Source organism: Parachitinimonas caeni (genome assembly GCF_030129945.1).
Classification (GTDB): domain Bacteria; phylum Pseudomonadota; class Gammaproteobacteria; order Burkholderiales; family Chitinimonadaceae; genus Parachitinimonas; species Parachitinimonas caeni.
The window spans coordinates 56,916-78,183 of sequence record NZ_JARRAF010000012.1 but is presented as its reverse complement, the minus strand read 5'-3'; the positions used below and the strand labels follow the sequence as shown (position 1 = coordinate 78,183).

The 21,268-nt window shown below is 52.1% G+C and carries 22 protein-coding genes and 1 tRNA gene; 12 read left to right on the top strand and 11 right to left on the bottom strand.

Annotated features, from left to right (window positions below; translation table 11 throughout):
• The first annotated feature begins 28 nt into the window (after positions 1 to 28).
• The gene (yhbY, locus tag PZA18_RS12090) at positions 29 to 346 is read left to right on the top strand and encodes a ribosome assembly RNA-binding protein YhbY (RefSeq protein ID WP_284101101.1); all 318 of its coding nucleotides are present in this window, start codon (positions 29 to 31) and stop codon (positions 344 to 346) included.
• A 51-nt stretch (positions 347 to 397) separates the two neighbouring features.
• On the opposite strand, the gene PZA18_RS12085 is transcribed toward yhbY, so the two are convergent.
• The 5 genes from PZA18_RS12085 to PZA18_RS12065 form a co-directional block, all read right to left on the bottom strand.
• The gene (locus PZA18_RS12085; protein ID WP_284101100.1) at positions 398 to 853 is read right to left on the bottom strand and encodes a DUF4149 domain-containing protein; all 456 of its coding nucleotides are present in this window, start codon (positions 851 to 853) and stop codon (positions 398 to 400) included.
• Between the two features lie 18 nt (positions 854 to 871).
• On the bottom strand, positions 872 to 1,348 hold the full coding sequence (greA, locus tag PZA18_RS12080) for a transcription elongation factor GreA (protein ID WP_284101099.1): 477 nt from the start codon (positions 1,346 to 1,348) through the stop codon (positions 872 to 874).
• 122 nt (positions 1,349 to 1,470) lie between these two features.
• The gene (gene carB / locus PZA18_RS12075; protein ID WP_284101098.1) at positions 1,471 to 4,689 is read right to left on the bottom strand and encodes a carbamoyl-phosphate synthase large subunit; all 3,219 of its coding nucleotides are present in this window, start codon (positions 4,687 to 4,689) and stop codon (positions 1,471 to 1,473) included.
• Between the two features lie 81 nt (positions 4,690 to 4,770).
• Positions 4,771 to 5,910, bottom strand: a complete 1,140-nt coding sequence (gene carA / locus PZA18_RS12070) for a glutamine-hydrolyzing carbamoyl-phosphate synthase small subunit (protein ID WP_308447372.1) — start codon at positions 5,908 to 5,910, stop codon at positions 4,771 to 4,773.
• Between the two features lie 281 nt (positions 5,911 to 6,191).
• Positions 6,192 to 6,674: a glutathione peroxidase gene (locus PZA18_RS12065; RefSeq protein WP_284101097.1), complete on the bottom strand. Its 483-nt coding sequence runs from the start codon at positions 6,672 to 6,674 to the stop codon at positions 6,192 to 6,194.
• A gap of 181 nt (positions 6,675 to 6,855) precedes the next feature.
• Here PZA18_RS12065 and PZA18_RS12060 point away from each other — a divergent pair, with 181 nt between their 5' ends.
• A complete protein-coding gene (locus PZA18_RS12060) occupies positions 6,856 to 7,305 on the top strand; it encodes a DUF1841 family protein (protein WP_284101096.1) in 450 nt (149 codons plus the stop codon).
• 103 nt (positions 7,306 to 7,408) lie between these two features.
• Here PZA18_RS12060 and PZA18_RS12055 read toward each other — a convergent pair whose 3' ends face one another.
• Entirely contained in the window at positions 7,409 to 8,863 is a 1,455-nt protein-coding gene (locus PZA18_RS12055; protein ID WP_284101095.1) for a M48 family metalloprotease, read from the bottom strand.
• Between the two features lie 184 nt (positions 8,864 to 9,047).
• Positions 9,048 to 9,124 (bottom strand) — tRNA-Arg (locus tag PZA18_RS12050).
• 156 nt (positions 9,125 to 9,280) lie between these two features.
• Between PZA18_RS12050 and PZA18_RS12045 the strand changes: the two genes are divergently transcribed.
• Complete coding sequence (locus PZA18_RS12045) at positions 9,281 to 10,030, top strand: c-type cytochrome (RefSeq protein WP_284101094.1); 750 nt, start codon at positions 9,281 to 9,283, stop codon at positions 10,028 to 10,030.
• A 97-nt stretch (positions 10,031 to 10,127) separates the two neighbouring features.
• On the opposite strand, the gene lysA is transcribed toward PZA18_RS12045, so the two are convergent.
• The gene (gene lysA / locus PZA18_RS12040; RefSeq protein ID WP_284101093.1) at positions 10,128 to 11,378 is read right to left on the bottom strand and encodes a diaminopimelate decarboxylase; all 1,251 of its coding nucleotides are present in this window, start codon (positions 11,376 to 11,378) and stop codon (positions 10,128 to 10,130) included.
• Complete coding sequence (gene lptM, locus PZA18_RS25470) at positions 11,375 to 11,530, bottom strand: LPS translocon maturation chaperone LptM (RefSeq protein WP_407951185.1); 156 nt, start codon at positions 11,528 to 11,530, stop codon at positions 11,375 to 11,377. The genes lysA and lptM overlap by 4 nt, the downstream gene beginning before the upstream one ends.
• Before the next feature lie 180 nt (positions 11,531 to 11,710).
• On the opposite strand from lptM, the gene cyaY reads away from it, so the two are divergent.
• The 6 genes from cyaY (at position 11,711) to PZA18_RS12010 (ending at position 16,122) form a co-directional block, all read left to right on the top strand.
• Positions 11,711 to 12,028 (top strand): iron donor protein CyaY, encoded by a 318-nt coding sequence (gene cyaY, locus PZA18_RS12035; protein ID WP_284101092.1) that lies wholly within the window; start codon positions 11,711 to 11,713, stop codon positions 12,026 to 12,028.
• 26 nt (positions 12,029 to 12,054) lie between these two features.
• On the top strand, positions 12,055 to 12,462 hold the full coding sequence (locus PZA18_RS12030) for a YqaA family protein (protein WP_284101091.1): 408 nt from the start codon (positions 12,055 to 12,057) through the stop codon (positions 12,460 to 12,462).
• Between the two features lie 171 nt (positions 12,463 to 12,633).
• Positions 12,634 to 13,692 carry a porin gene (locus PZA18_RS12025; protein ID WP_284101090.1) on the top strand — a complete coding sequence of 353 codons (1,059 nt, stop codon included), beginning with the start codon at positions 12,634 to 12,636 and terminating at the stop codon, positions 13,690 to 13,692.
• Positions 13,693 to 13,788: 96 nt separating this feature from the next.
• Complete coding sequence (gene rlmM, locus PZA18_RS12020; protein ID WP_284101089.1) at positions 13,789 to 14,832, top strand: 23S rRNA (cytidine(2498)-2'-O)-methyltransferase RlmM; 1,044 nt, start codon at positions 13,789 to 13,791, stop codon at positions 14,830 to 14,832.
• Between the two features lie 139 nt (positions 14,833 to 14,971).
• Positions 14,972 to 15,421, top strand: coding sequence for a large conductance mechanosensitive channel protein MscL (gene mscL, locus PZA18_RS12015; protein ID WP_284101088.1), 450 nt, complete (start codon positions 14,972 to 14,974; stop codon positions 15,419 to 15,421).
• Positions 15,418 to 16,122 (top strand): Type 1 glutamine amidotransferase-like domain-containing protein, encoded by a 705-nt coding sequence (locus tag PZA18_RS12010; RefSeq protein WP_284101087.1) that lies wholly within the window; start codon positions 15,418 to 15,420, stop codon positions 16,120 to 16,122. Before mscL ends, PZA18_RS12010 begins: the two co-directional genes overlap by 4 nt.
• Positions 16,123 to 16,169: 47 nt before the next feature.
• Here PZA18_RS12010 and tsaA read toward each other — a convergent pair whose 3' ends face one another.
• Together tsaA and PZA18_RS12000 are read right to left on the bottom strand one after the other, a co-directional pair.
• Positions 16,170 to 16,883: a tRNA (N6-threonylcarbamoyladenosine(37)-N6)-methyltransferase TrmO gene (gene tsaA, locus PZA18_RS12005; protein ID WP_284101086.1), complete on the bottom strand. Its 714-nt coding sequence runs from the start codon at positions 16,881 to 16,883 to the stop codon at positions 16,170 to 16,172.
• Complete coding sequence (locus PZA18_RS12000) at positions 16,880 to 17,758, bottom strand: Rossmann-like and DUF2520 domain-containing protein (RefSeq protein ID WP_284101085.1); 879 nt, start codon at positions 17,756 to 17,758, stop codon at positions 16,880 to 16,882. The genes tsaA and PZA18_RS12000 overlap by 4 nt, the downstream gene beginning before the upstream one ends.
• Before the next feature lie 92 nt (positions 17,759 to 17,850).
• Here PZA18_RS12000 and PZA18_RS11995 point away from each other — a divergent pair, with 92 nt between their 5' ends.
• From PZA18_RS11995 to PZA18_RS11985, 3 genes are all read left to right on the top strand, one after another.
• Entirely contained in the window at positions 17,851 to 18,384 is a 534-nt protein-coding gene (locus PZA18_RS11995) for a glutaredoxin family protein (protein WP_284101084.1), read from the top strand.
• A 128-nt stretch (positions 18,385 to 18,512) separates the two neighbouring features.
• Positions 18,513 to 19,280: an exodeoxyribonuclease III gene (xth, locus tag PZA18_RS11990; RefSeq protein WP_284101083.1), complete on the top strand. Its 768-nt coding sequence runs from the start codon at positions 18,513 to 18,515 to the stop codon at positions 19,278 to 19,280.
• A gap of 115 nt (positions 19,281 to 19,395) precedes the next feature.
• Positions 19,396 to 21,267, top strand: coding sequence for a S9 family peptidase (locus tag PZA18_RS11985; protein WP_284101082.1), 1,872 nt, complete (start codon positions 19,396 to 19,398; stop codon positions 21,265 to 21,267).
• Position 21,268: the final 1 nt, after the last annotated feature.

Genomic DNA, 21,268 nt, shown 5'->3' with positions numbered 1-21,268 from the left:
ACCTTATAACGCAACGGATTGAAACTGAATGGAAATTCAAATTACTAGCGAACAACGCCAATATCTGAAAGGGCTAGCTCACAACCTGAAGCCAGTAGTAATGATCGGAAACAACGGTCTTACAGACGCCGTTATTCGGGAAATCGCCATCAATTTAGATGCTCATGAGCTAATCAAGATTCGTGTACTTGGTGATGACAGGGACTTACGCAATGCATTGATCTCCGATATTTGCCAGCAGCTTGGCTGCGCCAAAGTGCAGCACATCGGAAAGCTACTAGTCATTTATCGGCCATCTACACCAAGCCAGATTACTTTACCCAAGCCCAAAAAATCAAAAATCTGAACGGGCTGATAATGAAATATGGCCGGCAAACCGGCCGTACTAATTTGCAGCTTAACCGGTTTTTACCGCACCTTCTCTGACCACGAACATAACCCCCAGTACGCTTTGCAACAGATAGATTGCGCTGGATATGGTATGCCAGCTTTGAAATCCGCCCCCAAACACCCCCTCAGCCGCTTGGTACATTTGCGATTTAATCCCAGATAAGATCGGAAAAATTGCAAAATGATTAAGGCACGTAAGCATCAGCATCAGCACGATCACCCAGAACTCGATGGTACTAAACACTTTGACCCCGAGTTGCCAAAAAAATATCAGCAAGATATAGGCACCACTGAACATTCCAATCCAAGCCATCACTTGAAATATCTTTCCCGCAACACGGCCGGCATCAGCATTCGGCAGGGATTGAAAGAGCACAGGCGCAACAAGAATTCCGGCGATCCACAAGCCACCAATCCACAGATACGCAAAAATCGATCTAAGTCCTATTAAAATCGCATCCATGTATCGCTTAATCTTTGATCAGATATAACGTACTTCAAGAACTTCATATTCTCGAATTCCACCTGGCGCCATTACTTCCGCAACTTCACCAGCTACCTTGCCAATCAATGCTCTTGCAATTGGAGAGCTAACCGATATTTTTCCTAACTTGATGTTGGCTTCATCATCCCCAACGATTTGATAGGCTACTTTGTCGCCAGTTTCCAAATCCTCTAAATCTACTGTTGCACCAAATACGACCCGCCCATCCGCATCAAGCTCTTTGGGATCAATAATCTGCGCATTCGACAACTTTCCTTCTAGCTCAGCAATTCTGCCTTCTACAAATGCCTGCCGCTCCTTAGCCGCATCATACTCAGCATTCTCAGAAAGGTCGCCATGTGATCTTGCTTCTGCAATTGCAGCAATCACATTTGGACGCTCCACACTTTTTAAACGCTGCAGCTCGTTACGCAATAATTCAGCGCCAATCACGGTGAGAGGTATCTTGATCACTTTTAAAATCTCCTCGAACTCTAACGCGGGGAACAAATGGAAATGATGCCCGGAGGCAATAAAAATAACGGCCGCCGTTTCAAACAACGGCGGCCAAACGATCAAAGAAGTTTGTTACAAACTCAGTGCAGCTGAGTAGTCATTCTTCCATGCAAGTCCTGTAGAGGGTAAACCCGCAACTCCTGCATATGTGCCATACCAATACAAGCAGCTTTAGCTCCAGCGATAGTCGTATAGATTGGTACACGTCCCTGTAATGCCGCATGACGGATGGAATAAGAATCCTGAATCGAAGCGCGACGCTCATCCACAGTATTCACAATCAATGCGATATCGCCATTCTTGATCATGTCCACAATATGAGGGCGCCCCTCCTTCACTTTGTTAACAGGTTCTACAGAAACCCCTGCCTCTGCCAACGTCGCCGCAGTACCCTTTGTGGCATAGAGCACAAAACCCATATCCTTAAGCGTGCGAGCAACTTCAACCATCGCCACTTTATCGGCATTCCGCACCGAAAGGAAAACATTACCACTTTCAGGCAGCTTAACCCCAGCAGCCAATTGTGACTTCACAAATGCCTCAGCAAATGTGTCACCAACCCCCATAACTTCGCCAGTCGATTTCATTTCTGGGCTAAGAATGGTATCTACACCTGGGAATTTAATGAAGGGAAACACCGCTTCTTTTACAGAATAAAAGGGAGGAATCACTTCATTGAAAGCATTCTGAGATTTCAATGACATACCAACCATTGCTCTTGCAGCAATTTTAGCAAGCGACAGCCCCGTTGCCTTGGATACATATGGCACGGTCCGAGACGCCCTAGGATTAACCTCAAGTACGTATACCGTATCGCCTTGAATCGCAAATTGCACGTTCATTAAGCCAATGACATTCAATGCCTTTGCCATAGCAACGGTTTGTCGTCTTAACTCATCCTGCAGATCTTTAGACAGACTATAAGGCGGCAACGAGCACGCCGAGTCGCCGGAATGCACACCAGCTTCCTCTATGTGCTCCATGATGCCACCAATCAACACATCCGATCCATCGCAGATTGCGTCAACATCCACCTCAATTGCGTCATTCAGGAAGCGATCCAGAAGCACAGGACTATCATTTGAAACCTTAACCGCCTCACGCATGTAGCGAGTTAAATCTTCTTCACTATGCACGATCTGCATGGCTCGACCACCCAGCACATAAGAAGGTCGGACAACCAATGGATAGCCAATCTCTGCGGCCAAGATCAATGCATCTCGCTCATTTCTAGCCGTAGCATTGGGAGGCTGCTTCAACCCAAGATCATGCAGTAATTTTTGGAATCTCTCTCGATCTTCCGCCGCATCAATCATGTCAGGGCTGGTACCGATAATAGGTACACCATTGGCTTCTAGGGCACGAGCCAGCTTGAGAGGGGTCTGCCCACCATACTGCACAATTACGCCATAAGGGCGTTCCACGTGCACGATTTCCAAAACATCCTCAAGCGTCAGCGGCTCAAAATAAAGACGATCAGAGGTATCGTAGTCTGTGGACACAGTCTCAGGATTGCAGTTGACCATAATGGTCTCATACCCGTCTTCCCGCAAAGCAAGCGCTGCATGAACACAGCAGTAGTCAAACTCAATCCCTTGACCAATACGATTTGGTCCGCCACCAAGCACTATGACCTTCTTACCATTTGTTGGCTTGGACTCACACTCATCTTCATAGGTGGAGTACATATAAGCGGTATTAGTCGCGAATTCTGCAGCGCAGGTATCAACCCGCTTATACACCGGCCGGACATTCAACTCATGGCGACGGCGCCGAACAGCATTCTGGTCAGTCCCCATCAGCGCTGCAAGACGGCGATCCGAGAAGCCCTTACGCTTCAACGCCCGCAATTCGGAGGCAGAAAGATCATCCACCGTCCTGCTCTTGAGAGCAGCTTCCTCTTTAACAAGATCTTCAATCTGAGCCAGGAACCATGGATCAATCTTTGTATGATCAAATACCTCATCCAGACTCATGCCAACACGGAACGCATCCGCGACAAACCAAAGACGGTCTGGCCCGGGAGCCCCAAGCTCCGCATTGATGACATCGACATCCTGCGTGCGCTCATCAAAGCCAGACATACCCGTTTCCAAGCCTCTGAGCGCCTTGTGCAAGCTCTCCTGCAAAGTCCGCCCCATCGCCATGACTTCACCTACCGACTTCATCTGCGTAGTCAATCGATCATTCGCCTGAGGGAACTTCTCAAACGCAAATCTCGGTACCTTGGTAACAACGTAGTCAATTGATGGCTCAAATGACGCCGGGGTTTTTCCACCAGTAATGTCATTCTTCAACTCATCCAAGGTATACCCAACCGCCAGCTTGGCGGCAACTTTGGCAATTGGGAAACCTGTGGCTTTGGAGGCCAAGGCAGATGAACGAGACACCCGAGGGTTCATCTCGATAACAATCAATCGCCCATCCCTTGGATTTACTGCGAACTGTACGTTTGAGCCACCGGTATCTACACCAATTTCGCGCAACACAGCCAAGCTGGCATTGCGCATAACCTGATATTCCTTGTCTGTCAGGGTTTGTGCCGGCGCAACGGTAATCGAATCGCCCGTATGCACGCCCATTGGATCCAGGTTTTCAATGGAGCAGACGATAATGCAGTTATCTGCCTTATCGCGAACCACCTCCATCTCATACTCTTTCCAACCCAGCAACGACTCTTCAATCAGCAACTCACGCGTTGGAGACAAATCCAATCCACGAGTACAGATTTCAGTAAATTCTTCAATGTTATAAGCAATACCGCCACCGGTACCGCCCATGGTGAAAGAGGGGCGGATGATTGCCGGGAAGCCCATTTTCGCCTGTACAGCGAGCGCCTCGTCCAAGCTGTGCGCAATACCCGACCGCGCACTTTCCAGGCCAATCTTCTCCATGGCCATCTTGAACTTTTGGCGATCCTCTGCTTTATCAATGGCGTCGGGGCGCGCACCAATCATTTCAACATCAAACTTGTCCAATACGCCGTGGTGCCACAAGTCAAGGGCACAGTTCAATGCTGTTTGTCCACCCATGGTAGGCAAAATCACGTCAGGGCGTTCTTTCTCGATAATCTTTTCCACAATCTGCCAAGTAATTGGCTCGATATAAGTGACGTCCGCCATATTGGGATCTGTCATGATTGTGGCCGGATTCGAGTTGACGAGAATAACCCGATACCCTTCTTCTCGAAGAGCTTTACAGGCCTGAGCACCTGAGTAATCAAACTCGCAAGCCTGACCGATAATAATCGGCCCCGCGCCGATAATAAGAATTGATTGGATATCTGTACGCTTCGGCATGTGTTTACTTCCTGAAAAAGTGATTCAAAATTTTTGTGAAGAAACTTAAATGGCCTGCAATGTTTAAGCCCACCACTTAGCTCACTTTTTCATCGCCTCCATCGAATAAATAAACCGGTCAAACAAATATGCTACGTCGTGCGGCCCCGGACTGGCTTCGGGATGCCCCTGGAAGCTAAAGGCCGGCTTATCCATCAACGCAATACCCTGCACTGTCCGATCAAATAACGATCGGTGAGTTACCCGAACATTAGCGGGCAAACTCGACTCATCCACCTGAAAGCCATGATTCTGGCTGGTAATCATGACCTTTCCTGAATCCAGATCCTGTACAGGGTGATTTGCACCGTGATGGCCAAACTTCATCTTGCTAGTCTTCCCCCCCGCAGCCAAGCCCAGCAATTGATGCCCAAGGCAAATGCCGAAGATAGGTAGACTCTGCTCCAGAAACACGCGAATGGCAGCAATTGCATATTCGCATGGTTCAGGATCTCCAGGCCCGTTCGAGAGAAACACTCCATCAGGTGCCAGTTTCATCACCTCTTCTGCTGATGTCTGCGCAGGCACAACAGTGACTTTGCACCCCCGCTGCGCCAACATTCGCAAGATATTCAGCTTCACCCCAAAGTCATAAGCAACCACATGAAACTTGGGACTATCCGCTACCGCAAAACCCTGCCCCAGGCGCCACTCTCCGTCCGTCCACACATATGGCTCTTTTGCAGATACAACCTTTGCCAAATCCTGCCCCGCCATGGATCCAAAGCTTTTAGCGAGTGCGATCGCTTCGTCTGGCCTAGCAACAGCATCTCCCGTCACAATCGCTCCGGACTGAGCACCTCGCTCCCGTAAAATGCGAGTCAACTTACGTGTATCCACATCTGCAATTGCGACCACGCCATGCTCGCGGAGGTACTGGGGTAGCGTCTGCTGCAAACGCCAGCAGGAAGCACGAATTGGAGTATCTCGAACAATCAAACCTGCGGCGTACACCCGTGACGCTTCTGCATCTTCAGCGTTGACGCCAACATTGCCAATATGAGGATAGGTCAGTGTAACCAGCTGCTTGGTATAGGACGGGTCGGTCAATATTTCCTGATACCCGGTCATCGCGGTATTAAAAACAACTTCACCGATAGCAACACCGTCGCCGCCAATCGAAGTACCGTGAAACAACGTACCGTCAGCAAGGGCGAGAAGGGCTTTGGATTGATGTGGCACCAGGGGCTCCTGCGAGTGGGCAGCACGCCGAAACTTGCCAGGAAGAAAGGTCAAATTTCGGGGGCTAGACGTAACAAAACGGGATAAGGCTTTTGCCCTATCCCGTTCGCCATAAAATTCTAAAGAACTGCGTTTGCTGGTTATTATAAAGGAAATCTGGCACTTGCATCAATCGAGTGGCTCGGCCGCAAGGAATACCACCTTCAAGGCCGCGGCAGGACGTTTGACCAATTAAAGAAAAACTCACCACATCAAAGACTGATTAGCGGCGAGAAATTGCCTTATAAAAGTTTTTCAATTGCTGGAATTATCTCTTCGGGCTTGGTCGTCGGCGCAAAGCGCTCTAGCACCTCACCTTCACGGTTAACAAGAAACTTAGTGAAGTTCCACTTGATCATTTCCGTCCCCAACACACCCTTAGCCTGGTTTTTAAGAAACTCAAACAACGGATGTGCCGCACTGCCATTTACGTCCACTTTGGCAAACATCGGAAATGTCACCCCAAAATTCACTTGGCAAAAGCTAGCGATATCATTATCCGATCCAGGCTCCTGCCCACCAAACTGATTACAAGGAAACCCCAAAATCACCAACCCCTCTCCCTTAAATTTTTTATACAAAGACTCCAAGCCTTCATATTGTGGCGTAAACCCACATTCACTCGCGGTATTGACTATCAGCAATACCTTGCCACGGTACTCGGACAGGTCACTGCTTTCACCATTAATACGAGCGACGGAAAAATCATAAATTGACGACGACATGAACGCTTCCTTGTATACCTAGGTTTAAAACCACTGAAACTCTCATTCCCAAACTTGCTCAAGACAACCACCACACCCGTCATTTAAACCCGGAAGACTCGCCCCATCTCCTTCACTCACTACGCCAGCCGCGAACCTCTAGGTTACAATCGAGAAATGATTTAGTAGTGAAGCCCTATCAATGTTTAATCCAACAAGAGACCAAGCACGCCAATTCCTGTTTGACGCCTGGGAAAAAATGGAACAAAAGGCAGTGCTTACCGATCTGGAAAAAATGACCATTGCCATCATGTGGCAACATCCCGAGTATCACACCCTGCTGGCCGCACGAGAGAAGTTTCTTGATCGTGACTATCCACCTGAATTTGGTGACACCAATCCATTCTTGCATTTATCGATGCACTTAGCGATCGAAGAGCAGCTATCCATAGATCAACCCCAAGGCATCAAGAGCCTATATCTGCAAATGACTCAACAATGCGGCAGTGAACATGATGCACAACATCAACTTATGGACTGCCTTGGGGAGATGATATGGCATGCCCAGCGCTACCACACGGCACCGAACCCCTCCATTTACCTTGGCTGCCTGAGGGGAAAACTGGGCCTACTTGATCCACCTCAAACCTAGAGCCTCCACCCAGCCTAGGCGAAGCAGTCAAGCCCCCTTCCAAGCCTTGGCTTATCAAAAAAATCAAACCAAGGATTCATAGGATTGAAATATTGAATATAGCTCAGGGCACATTCCTTCTTTTCCGCTCATCCGACTCTGTCGCCCTTATAATCTGGCGCAACTCCTTGAGCCGAGCCTCAATCGCAGACATTTGATAATAGTCTCCACCACCTACTTTGACCGCCATCTGTAACTGCTCAATTGCGGCTATAGGATCACCAACAGAGACGAAGTACTCAGCCTGCGCCCTTTTCGCATCAATCAAACGATTCATCTGCGTATAAGCAAACGCCTGCCGTTTGTATAGACCTGAATCTCCCGGCCGACGCCCGAGCATTTCTTCAACCAGAGCAACTGCCTCCGCATCACGACGCAACCTGATCAGCGCATCCAATTCCCCATACAGCAAAGCTCTGTAGTACGGCGCTGCAACTCTGGCACTTCTGAAGATCTCCAAAGCTTGAGTCGCCTTACCATCGCTCAACTCGATTGCACCTTCAAGGGCATCAAGTGAAGGGCTTGGCCGATTAAACACCTTCTTTGCTGACATCAAACTACGTTTGGCCAGTTCATAATCGCCCACCATGTTTGCTGCTACGGCGAGCCCGTATTGCTGCGCCACAGCGCTTACATAGCGCTTCTGCTCAATGGTCACTTTGTAATAATCCACAGCAGATCGACCACCTAGCTGAATGGCCCTCACCCGCTCTCGCATCAACAAGAACTCGATACTATCGACATGGGTCTTTCCCAAAGTCTGCGCCGCCCGCGCCGCGCTATCCGCAATCCTCTCGCCTGTTACCGGATGAGTACGCAAAAAAGCGAACGCACCATTATCTACATTTCGATAAAAACGCTGGAGCCGTTCAAAAAACGCTGGCATAGCCTTTGTATCGAAACCCGCACGTTCCAAGGTGGCAATACCGACGCGGTCAGCTTCCCGCTCAAACTCTCTGGTGAAGTCAATTTGACGCTGGTACTGCAATCCAGTGGCACCGGCCAGGGCAGCTTGAGTGGCATCCCCACTTCCTCTGGAAGCCAAAATCGCCAGGGCAATTGCCGCTAGAGACATCCAGCCAGCCCCTTTTTGCGACTCAACCATCCTGGCGTAATGGTGTTGAGTAACATGCGCTATCTCATGAGACAAAACCGCCGCCAACTCACTTTCATGCTGCGCTGTCAAAATCAGGCCGCTATTTACCCCAACCACCCCACCCGGAATAGCAAAGGCATTTATTGAACTGGACAACAAAGGGTAAAAAGTAAAGCCCTGGCGGGCATCATCACTTGCCGACACCAGACGATTACCCAGTGAATTCAGATAATCACTAATCTCAACATCATCAATCACTTCACCGGACTGGCGCAGTTCTCTTGCCGCAGACTGCGCAATTTGTTTTTCAGCATTGGGGGGAAGATTAGCCAAAGACGAATCGCCAAGATCGGGCAGCTCGGCCGCATGGAGTTGGCCGGCAAGAATGCCAACCACTAGAGCACAAAGAGTGGGCTTGTTCATGCGCGTATGATAAGACTACAGGCCAACAGGTTCCACGAAGGCAACCAACATTGCGCAGGAAATCATAATTTACGCAAATTGACACCCCTCAAGGCATCAATGCACTTGCGTATACATAAAAAGCAGGTAGAAGCGGGAAAAGCCTGACTTAAGAAAGATTTACGGCAGAAGCAACAGAATAAGCTGGCGCGCCCGGCTGGAATCGAACCAGCGACCTTCAGCTTCGGAAACTGACACTCTATCCAACTGAGCTACGGGCGCATTTCTTGCGAAGAGGCGAAATAATACCGCGCTTTACAGCAGGCGTCTACCCAGAGAATTCAGGGTGGTTTTGAGAGTTGTGCCAATTACCGCTATAATCGTGTGGTTTTTTATCGACAACGAATCTCAACGACACTGCGCAAAGGGAATGGCAGCATGAGCGGAGCAAACGCCAACAATTCGACCAATATCAAGGACGTGATAGTGCTGGTCGCCGCCGCGTTCATTGGAATTCCATTACTGATATTTTTTATTGTCAAACTGTTCACGGGCAATGTTTCTAACAGCACCATGACAGATCAGGAAGTACTAGCCCGAATTCAACCGGTTGGCCTTTCAAAAGCATCTGAAGGCGGCCCTCCTGGAAGTCGCAATGGAAAAGCTGTTTATGAAGCTGTTTGCGCTTCATGCCATGGCGCGGGCTTGGCCGGAGCACCAAAGTTTGCAGATAGCGCAGCATGGGCACCTCGCATTAGCCAAGGCCTTGAAACACTTGTTAAACACGCTGTTGGCGGATTTAAAGGCATGCCCGCCAAAGGTGGAGCAGCTGACCTGACGGATGATGAAGTTGCTCGGGCAGTAGCTTTTATGGGGAATGCCAGTGGTGGCAAATTTGAAGAGCCAAAGCCCGCAACGAGTGGAGCCACTGCGGGCAAAGTGGACTTAGCTGCCAAAGGCAAAGAAATTTATGAGTCAACATGTGTAGCGTGTCATGGCACTGGCGCTGCAGGCGCTCCGAAATTTGGAGACAAAGCAGCTTGGACACCTCGACTCAAAGCCGGCTTGGATTCTCTTATCGCAAGTGCAACACAAGGTAAAGGCGCAATGCCCCCCAAAGGCGGCTTTGCTGGCAGCGACGAGGAATTCAAAGCGGCTGTCAGCTATATGGCAAACGCTGCAAAATAATTCATCTTTGGGCTTCGACAAAATTAAAGGCGCATCACAACAGATGCGCCTTTTTTCGTTTAAGTCGCCTAAATTAAATGGTCACTTGAAGAGTAACTCAGGAAAGCAGAGCTTTCTCGTTCTCCAATAGCTGTTCATAGCTCTCTCGACTACGTATCAACCTTGCTGCACCCGCCTCTATCAACACCTCAGCAGCTCTTGGTCGAGTATTGTAGTTGGAGCTCATTGTCTGACCATAGGCTCCAGCTGACAATACAGCCAAACAATCGCCTTGATGAATCGCCAAAGTCCGATCTTTACCTAAAAAGTCACTACTCTCACAGACAGGCCCAACTACATCATATACGCGGGCAGGTGTATCAGGTTGAGAACACACGGGCACGATGTCATGCCACGCTTCATATAAAGCCGGACGAATCAAATCGTTCATTCCTGCGTCAACAATTGCAAAATTCTTGGCTTCACCAGGTTTGATATATTCAACCCGAGTCAGCAACAAGCCTGCATTACCAACCAAAGATCGTCCCGGTTCCAGTACAAGCTGCAAATCCATGCCCCTCAACTGAGTCATGATCGCCTCGGCATATGCCGATACAGCCGGCGGTTCCTCATCAGAATAGCGAATCCCAACCCCGCCCCCCAGATCGAGATGATGCAATTGAATCCCATCTTCTTTGAGCTCAGCGTGCAAATTCAGCAGCCTTGCCAAAGCATCTTCAAAGGGGGCTATTTCTGTCAGCTGAGACCCAATATGACAATCCACCCCGGCTATGCGTAGATTCTGCAAACCCGATGCTTTGCGATATACGCGCCGTGCATCGGCGTATGCAATGCCAAATTTGTTGTCCTTGAGTCCGGTGGAAATATAAGGATGGGTTTTGGGGTCTACATCTGGATTCACCCTTAAGCTAATCGGCGCCAGCTTACCCAACTGTCCAGCGATCTCATCCAATCTTTCCAGCTCTGCTTCGGACTCAACATTGAAGCAACGAACTCCCACCTCAAGCGCCAGCTTGATTTCCTCAACCGATTTGGCAACCCCCGAGAAAACAATCTTATCCGGCGCAGCACCAACCGCCAGCGCCCGTCGCAACTCCCCTCCCGAGACAATGTCGAATCCAGCACCCTGCTCCGCAAACAATTTAAGAATAGAGAGATTGGAATTCGCCTTCATGGCATAGCAAATCAAATGATCAACAGGGGCAAATGCCTGATCATAGGCCCGGAACGCTTCCTTCAACGCCTTAGCCGAATAAACATAGGTTGGCGTACCAAACCTGTCAGCGATTTGATCCAGAGGCAACCCATCGAATATGAGGCGCTGATCTTCCATAGAGAAATACGTCATGGGCGTGTGGACTCCTGCTCCTTGATCTGTGAAGTACCCGCTTTTGCTGCTTCCGCAGACACCTCCTTATTCGTAGCGGGCAAATACAAAGCACCTTTATAGCCGCAACCAGAAGACATGGCCGCAACCAGAATCAATACAAATAAACGCATATATTTGAGCCCCCTCTTCCCACTCAGTTCGTCGCACAATGAGACAATGTAGATAAAACAATCGACCACTATTCATCAAATGATGCCCAGTTGACCGGTGTTTGGCATAAGCCACGCTTGATCAACACCGGCTTATGGCAAAATTGCCATACTAGCAAATTAACCCTATGAGAACCGCCCATGGATGAATCCGCGTTCTTGACCCAAACCGACGCAATTTTCGAGAAAATCCAGCATCAGATCGACAAATCCGGACTGGACATTGAACCCAGCCAAAATGGCAACGTGCTGGAGCTGGAGTTTGCAGATGGCAGTAAAATCATCGTTAATCGACACACCTTTAATCAGGAAATGTGGATTGCTGCTCGCAGTGGTGGGTTTCACTATCGCAACCTTGACGGTATCTGGAAGAACACCCGTGACGAAGGGGAGTTTTTCTCCACACTTGCCTTGCTGATCAGCACCCAAAGCGACTCCCCGTTTACCTTTGAGGCTTGATTGATACACCCATTCCCAGGCCCGACATGACAATCACAGCATTTTGGGCTGAAACTGGGTTATTCAGCTCGGCCTTTCTTTCAGCAACCCTATTGCCCGGCAATTCGGAAATTGCTTTACTCGCCTACCTAAGCCTTGGCTACGGCAGCCCGCTTCAGGCAATCTTGATTGCCAGCATTGGCAATACACTTGGCGGAGCAACCACTTACTTCCTAGGGGGGATATTTCCCAAGGAAGTCAGACATAAATATATTGCTCAGCTGCAAAAGCATGGCCCCCCACTCATGCTTCTATCTTGGGTACCCATTATTGGTGATGCACTTTGCCTGGCGGCCGGGCTACTTAAGTTACCTCCAGCCCCCACAATTGGTTGGATGGCATTGGGCAAAATCCTTCGTTACACAGCAATTGCCTTGCCGTTCCAATTCAGGTAAACAAATATCTGTTGCGCCATTGCAACTAAGGGAAAGCCCGCACCAAAACAAATAAATTATTATTTTTCAATCAATTACCACACTCACCTATCAACTCAGCTTAGGCTCCCTCTCTCCAAAATCAGACACCAGTGGTTGCTTGTGCCAAAACGAAACCACTATCATCTTTGCGTGACGCCCCGCAAAAGGGGTCTCGGCTGTACCCAAGCTTCACCAATTAACCTCAACGAAGGAAAACTCATGAACAAGAAACTGATCGCTTTGGCTGTTGCTTCAGCCGTTGTCGCTCCGGCTGCTCTGGCTGACACTTCGAACGTCAACATCTACGGCAAGGTAAACGTAGGCGTTGTTTACGACAGCAAATACACTTCTGGCGAGCGCCAACTGAAGGTTGATAACTTGGCAACCAGCTCACGCATCGGCTTCAAGGGTGAAGAAGATCTGGGCGGCGGTACCAAGGCATTTTTCCAACTGGAAAGCGGCGTTGCTCCTGACGATGCCAGCGCATCCGGCTGGGCAACCCGTGAAGGTTGGGTTGGTATGAAGTTTGGTTCCTCTGCCATTGCATTGGGCCGTGGCAAGTCTGCATACCAACTGTTCCTGGAAGAGTTCGACCTGTTCGACGTTGCGCTGACACTTGGCTTGAACGAAGTGGATGGCAACAACAAGGGACGTTTCAACAACTCTGCCAAGTTCACCGGTGACTACGGTCCAGTTTCCGTAGCTGCAAGCTTGGCTCTGGGCGAGAACAAGACCGCTAAAGACAATTCCAGCTGGGATTTCGCTGGTTCGCTGAAGTATGCAGCAGGCCCAGTATGGGTTGGTGGTGCTGTTGATGTTGAAGAGCGCGTTGGTGCAGCTGCTACTGCAGTTGATCGTCGCAACTATCTGCTGGGCGTTGGCTACACAATGGGCGCTGTTAGCTTGGGTGGTGCATTCCAGAAGGCCAAGGCTGAGATGAGCACAGGTGGTGCCAAGGTTCAAGACCGTAACAGCTTCCTGTTCAACGCTGCTTACGCCATGGGCCAGTCCGAACTGCAAGGCGGTCTGATCATTGCTCGCAAGAACAATGACGTTAAGGACAGCGAATACAACCACTACGTATTTGGCTTCAAGCAAGGCCTGAGCAAGCGCACCGCAGTGAAGATTGAACTCGGCCACATCGACTTCAAGGTTGATGGCAAGAACGATCCGACCACCTTCGGTGTAGGCGTAATGCACAACTTCTAATTCGAACCACTTCGAATTAGTAGAGTCGGAAAAGGCAGCTTCGGCTGCCTTTTTCCATTTGTACCAGCCCCTCCCATTCGCGTTTGAAACCTGACCATGTCTACACACCTCCTTGCCTACTGCCGTCCCGGATTCGAACCCGAATGTGGTGATGAAATCGGTGGATTCTTGCTACGGCAAGGTATTGACTGTGAAATCGAGCGCGGCCAAGGATGGGTGCGGGTGAGGTATACAAGCAGCAAAGGTGATCGCCTGCCTGTGTGGCGTGAGCTGGTCTTTGCTCGGCAGTTGTTGCTAGCAGAGGAACCTGTCGCCCTACTCAGCGAGCGAGATAGGCTAACCCCGATTCTGGCGGCCGCCAAAGAACTGGGCGGGCCATTTTGTGACATCTGGCTGGAAACGCCAGATACCAATGAAGCGAAGCAGCTATCGGGTTTTTGCCGCCGCTTTGGTGAAAAATTGCTGGAAGCGGCAGCAGCAGAAGGTCTACTGAGCAAGCATCCCAGAGCGCCACGCTTGCATCTGTTTTTTACCGACATGCAGAGTGTCACACTCGCATTGGCAGCGCCGGAACATACCTCGCCGTGGCCAATGGGCATCCCTCGTCTGAAGATGCCATTTGAGACACCCAGCCGATCTACCCTGAAATTGGCGGAGGCCTTCCTGACGCTGGTTCCGGAAGATGAACTAAAGCAGCGTTTACGTAGCGGTCAGCATGCAGTTGATCTAGGCGCCGCGCCAGGGGGTTGGACCTGGCAATTGGTCAGCCGTGGTTTGCGGGTTGCCGCTGTCGATAACGGACCGCTAAAGGGGATTGTGGCCGATCACCCCCATGTCCGACATGAACGTGCTGATGGATTTCGTTTCAAGCCGAAAAAGCCTGTGGATTGGGTGGTGTGCGATATGGTCGAGCAACCAAACCGGATTGCTGCGTTAATGGCGCAGTGGCTGGCCGAAGGCCATGCCCGCCAAGCCATTTTCAATTTGAAGCTACCCATGAAGAAGCGACTGGATGCCGTCAGCCTGTGTTTCGACCTGATTGATGACAGGCTGCGTGATGCAGACGTGCCTTATAAGCTCAACGCCCGCCAGCTCTACCACGATAGAGAAGAGATCACGGTGTACCTGCGACGTCGCTAGCCTCCCACGAGGCTTGTTCTAATTTGTTCCAAGTCCCGCACGTACCGGCCTTGTCATGGCACCGAAAGCGCGAGAGCGCCTCGCGCAACATGCCAAAGTAGCTGCTAAGCTAGTGGCATCGCCATTCTCGGGAGGAAGCATGCTTAAACAGTTCAAAGAATTTGCCATGCGTGGCAACGTGGTCGATCTGGCCGTCGGGGTGATTGTTGGCGCGGCATTTGGCAAGATCGTCGATTCACTGGTCAAAGACGTAGTGATGCCGCCAATTGGGTTATTACTGGGCAATGTGGATTTCAGTAATCTATTTGTGGTGCTCAAACCCGGCGCCAAAATCGTCGGTCCTTACGAAACGCTGAAGGCTGCCCAGGATGCCGGTGCGGTGACGCTCAATCTGGGTCTGTTTGCAAACACCTTGATCAGCTTCCTGATCGTTGCCTTTTCGGTATTTCTGATCGTGCGGGCACTGGAAAAGCTACGTCCGCCGCCTGCTACTGCGCCGGTAGAGCCCGTAACCAAGGACTGCCCCCGCTGCTACAGTGCCATTCCTGTCAAAGCCACGCGCTGCCCGCACTGTACTTCTGAGCTATGAGCAAACCCAAACAGATTGTCGCGCTGGGAGGTGGGGGCTTCTCCATGGAGTCCTCTCTGCTGCTCGACCATTACCTGCTGGCAGCAACCGGACAACCCAGGCCTCAGATCGCTTTCATTCCGACAGCCAGCGGCGATAGCGAGTACTACCTGTCCCGCTTCTACGATACCTTTTCCCGACTGGATTGCCGGCCCAGTCATTTATCGATGTTCAAGCCACATACCGCAGATTTCGACGAGTACCTCCAACACCAGCATCTGATATTCGTTGGCGGCGGCAATACTCGCTCGATGCTGGCACTTTGGCGTGAATGGGGGCTGGACAAGGCGCTACGGCGCGCCTACGAGGCGGGGGTGGTGTTGTCGGGAATCTCTGCCGGCATGATCTGTTGGTTTGAATGGGGGCTGACGGATTCCAACCCCGGCCAGCTGGTCCCGCTCAATTGTCTTGGTCTGCTGCCAGGTGGTGCCTGCCCGCATTATGATGGGGAAAGCAAGCGGCAGCCGGCATTACAGCTGGCCGTTGCACACGGCAGCAGCGCTGCTTACGCAGCCGATGACGGCGCAGCCTTGCATTTTGTAGAAGGTACCTTGCATCAGGTCGTCAGCTCTCGCCCGAGTGCCAAGGCGTATCTGGTAGAAAAAGCCTCCAACGGCGGCAGCCAGACCACAGCGCTGGAAACCCAGTTTCTTGGGGTATGAATTCTGAAGCCCATCTGGCAGTCCACGCTATCCGGCCCAGCAAGGCTTCACTCCCCGCCCAAGCGGGCCTGCGTCTGCTCCACGGCCAACACCTCGGCGACACCGGCGACACATCGCCAGCGGATATTCAGATCGTATAACTGCATTCCATAGACCCTTTCCGGGTCGTCGGCATAGCCGGGACGCGGGTCTTGCGCCAGCACATCCCTGATCAAGCCCACCAGATCAGGATAGCGGCAACTCGCTGCCTGTAGCGCTGGTTCGGCCTGCGGATGAAACATCACCTGCAGAAATGCTACAGGCTCAGGCGCGAAGCCCATGCTCGCCCCCGGCTGGCTATCGACAAACGGCAAATAAGGCTTAATGTCGATGATTGGCGTCCCATCCAGCAGATCCATGCCTTCGATTTCCAGTGCTACACCCTTGCGAATATCGACCCCAAGTAAACGCACCACCGATAGTCCTATGGGGTTCGGTCGGAATGTCGAGCGCGTCGCAAATACGCCAACCCGCGCATTCCCACCCAGCTTTGGGGGACGCACCGTTGGTCGCCAGCCCTGTTCGGCGGTGGCATGAAAAATGAACGATAGCCAGATATGGCTGAAGCCTTCCAGGCCGCGCACCGCGTCAGCCACATCATAAGGCGGCAACAGCACCACACGTCCCTTGGCATGCGCTGCCAAACCTGGCTGGCGGGGAATGGCGAACTTCTCTTTATAAGGCGATTCGACTCGGCCTATCGCTTCAAACTGCCAGCTCATACGTCCCCCTGCTGCAACAGGCTGGCCAGTGTACACATGGCTTGCCTGTCCTGGCCGGGTCGTTGCTCGGCGAGCCGGACGGCGATCTGACCTAAAACCTGATACGGCATCACCAATGTCGGCAGTTTGGCAGCCAATGCGGCTTGTTGACGGTCAACCGTCGCAACATCTCCCCTGGCAATAGGTCCGGACAAGGCCGCCACAGTACCTACCCGCCCCACATTCGCCAGCGTACCGTCGATCAGGGGCTTGAGTGCCTGGAATGCCGTACTGCGCTCGACCCCGGCAGCTTCAAAACACGCTAGCCCCGCGTCCATCAACGCCACCAGATAGTTGCAGGCAAACACGGCTCCCGCGTGATAGAGCACCTTGGCGGAGGGGTCGATGGCAAACCGGCGGGCACCGATCCGATCAAACATCGGTCCAAGCAAGGCCATAGCCTTCGCATCCCCTTCACAGGCGCAGAAAGTTCCGGCAAAACCGGCGACGGCGGCGGCCGGGTCTGCAAAACTACGTAGCGGGTGCACACTGGCAACCACCGCCCCGCGTTGCTGCGCGGGCAACAGCACCTCCGAGCTTTGCGAACCGGAACAGTGAAACACCACACTGCCGGCCCTTAGCTGCGGCGCAATCTGGATGCAAACTGAAGCAAGCTGGTCATCAGAAACCGCTAGCAGTGTGAAATCTGCAGCGGGCAGCTCAGGCAAGGTACAAGCCCTGCCAGCCTCCAGCCAGTCACAGGCCGCTTGTGCGGTTTCAAGAGAGCGTGTCGCCACAGACTGCAGAAAAACCAGTTTCTGGCCGATAAAGAGTTTGGCAACGCTGCGCCCCAATTGGCCAGCCCCAATCAGATTAAGAGTAGGAAGTTTATGCATGATCAAGCCGACCGCCGGCGAGCCACAATCGGCCCCGACAACCGGGAATATGGGAATATACTGATGTCATCATCATGTGAAAGGAATCGACCATGAAGCGCACTCTCGTGCTTTTCGTGTTGATGGCCGCAACGACGGCATATGCCGGCAAGGTTTATCAATACAAAGACGCCAATGGCAACATTATCTTTACTGACCAGCCTCCCGCAGCCAATACCGCTGAGCACAAGGTTCGTACCAATAGCATAGAAACCAGCGGCCTGTCGTATTCGAACAAAGAAGCGGCACGCAAAAACCCCGTCGTTCTATGGGCCAATGCCTGTGGCAGCAACTGTGATGATGCCCGCAACCTGCTCGCCAAACGCGGCATTCCCTTCACCCAACGCGACCCGTCTTCCAGCGAAGCGGAATTCAACACGTTCAAGGCACTCAGTGGCGGAGACAGTGTGCCTGTATTACAAATAGGCAACTCAATCACGACTGGCTTCAATGCGGAGAACTGGAATGCCCTGCTCAACACGGCAGGCTATTCGCGCACTGCCGACTTTGGCGCCCCGAAGCCCCCTCCTGCCCCGGTCGCCAAGCCCGCAGCGTCGAATGCCGACGCCACAAAGCCCAAGCAGTAGTCTCTACCGAGACAGGCCTCCTGCCTGTCTCGCATCCTTTGCAATAGCCTGCAAAACCTTCCCCGATCCGCAATAGCTGGCACAATGGCGACCCGTCTGCGCATGCAGCGCCATTCAGGATCAGACCCATGCAGATCGCCACCTGGAACGTCAATTCCCTCAAAGTCCGGCTGCCGCAAGTACTCGAATGGCTGGCCGCCCATCCCCAGCTAGATTGTCTGTGTCTGCAGGAAACCAAGCTGGAAGACATTAATTTTCCCGAAGCGGCGATTCGTGAAGCCGGTTGGCAGGTCGCATTTGCTGGCCAGAAAACCTACAACGGCGTGGCACTGATTTCCCGCGAACCCGCCACCGACATTCAGATCAACCTTCCCAATTACAGTGATCACCAGATGCGTTTGATCGCAGGCACCTTTGGTGAAGTCAGGCTGATCTGTGGTTACTTTCCGAATGGCCAGAGTCTGGATTCGGAAAAGTACCCCTACAAACTGGCATGGCTGGAAGCACTGATTGCCTACGTTGGCGACCAGCTCAAGCAATACCCGCAGCTGGCGCTACTGGGCGATTACAACATTGCCCCGGAAGATCGCGATGTCCACGATCCCGCCAAGTGGGTCGGTCAAGTACTGGTCAGCGAACCGGAACGCGCGGCATTCAACCAGCTGATCAGCTTGGGGCTACACGATAGCTTCCGTAAATTTGATCAGCCAGAACAAACATTCTCCTGGTGGGACTACCGTGCCGCAGGCTTTCGCCGGAATGCCGGGTTACGCATCGACCACATCCTGCTGTCCGACCCGCTGATTGCTCGCTGCACCGGCTGCGTCATCGACAAAGAAGCCCGCAAAGCAGAACGCCCCAGCGATCACGCGCCCGTCATCGCAACTCTCGATTGAGATTCCGGTCGAAGGCGCGGGCTGACGTCACCCTGCGCTATCGCCATAATGCAGCCCTTCGTCGTTGCAGCCCGTCGCTGCATGCACGTTCAACCACCCCATACAGGAGACATGAGTGAAGCCTTTGTACCGTAGCGCCACCGTCGCCGCTCTGTTGGCCGGAAGCCTCAGCGCCCAAGCTATCGAACAATTGCCCTTGCGCGACTTCTTCCGCAATCCGGAAAAAACCGTTTTCCGCATCTCGCCCGATGGCAAGACCATTTCCTTCGTTCAGCCCTACGAAAATCGCCTGAATATTTTCACCCAGCCGGTTAAAGGCGAAGCCAAGCGGATTACAGCCGTCAAGGATCGTGATATTCGCCAATACTTCTGGAAAGGCAATGACCGCCTCGTCTACCTGAAGGACAACGGTGGCGACGAGAACTTCCACCTGTTTTCAGTTGATCGCGATGGAAAAACCACGCGCGATCTGACGCCGTTCCCCAAGGTCAGGGCTCGCATTATTGATTCACTCGAAGACAGCGACACCGACCTACTGGTGGGCCTGAACAAGCGTAAGCCCGAAATCTTCGACGCCTACCGGCTCAACACCAAGACCGGGGCGCTGAAACTCGTTGCCGAGAACCCCGGCAATATCACGCATTGGCTGGCCGACCATAATGGCAAGCTGCGGGCGGCCATTTCGACCGATGGCGTCAATAGCAGTGTCATGACCCGCGCTGACGAAAAGGCTTCCTGGAAAACCATCGCCACCACCAGCTTCAAGGATACGCTGGAGCCCGTGCTGTTTACCTTCGATAACAAGGCACTATATGCCTGGTCGAACCTGGGCCGCGACAAACAGGCACTGGTCGTCATCGACCCGGAAACCGGCAAGGAAAAAGACATCGTCAGCATCCACGAGTCTGCGGACATCATCGACTTCAGCTGGTCGCACAAGCGCAAGACGCTGACATCGACGACCTATGAGCTAGCCAAGAAGCAGAAAGTACTCATCGACGGCCCGACCGAGAAGGTCTACCACGCCATGGAGCGCACCTTTGCCGATATGGAAGGGGACATCGTGGCGGTCGATAAGGAAGAGGAAAACTACGTTGTTGTGGTCAAGAATGATCGCACCCGGGGCAGCTACCACCTCTACAACGCCAAAGACGAGAAGTTCAAGAAGCTGGCAGACGTTTCGCCATGGCTCAAGTCAGAACAACTGGCAGAAATGAAGCCAATTTCATACAAATCGCGCGATGGTCTGACCATCCACGGTTATCTGACACTGCCAGTCGGTAAGGAAGCCAAGAATCTGCCCGTTGTCGTCAATCCGCATGGCGGCCCCTGGGCGCGTGACGAGTGGCGCTTCAACCCCGAGGTGCAATGGCTGGCGAATCGTGGCTACGCCGTGCTGCAGATGAACTTCCGTGGCTCCACCGGCTACGGCAAGGCCTTCTGGCAAGCCTCATTCAAGCAATGGGGCCGCACCATGCAGGATGACATCACCGACGGTGTGAAATGGATGATTGACCAAGGCATTGCCAATCCCAAGAAGATTTGTATCTACGGTGCCAGCTACGGCGGTTATGCCACACTGGCCGGCCTCACCTATACGCCTGATCTGTATGCCTGCGGGGTGGATTACGTAGGGGTTTCAAACCTGCTGACATTCCTCAATACCATTCCGCCTTACTGGAAGCCCTTCCAGGAAATGCAGTATGAGATGGTTGGCCACCCGGTGAAGGACAAAGCCGCGATGGAGGCCTATTCACCGGCCCTCAACGCCGACAAGATCAAAGCGCCCCTGCTGGTGTTGCAAGGCGCCAAAGATCCTCGCGTCAACAAGGCAGAGTCCGACCAGATGGTCGAAGCGCTGAAAAAACGTGGCGTCACCGTGGACTACATCGTGAAGGACAATGAAGGTCTTGGTTTCTCTAACGAAGAAAACCGCTTCGAAGCCTACGAAGCCATGGAAAAGTTCTTTGCCAAATACCTGAACTAAG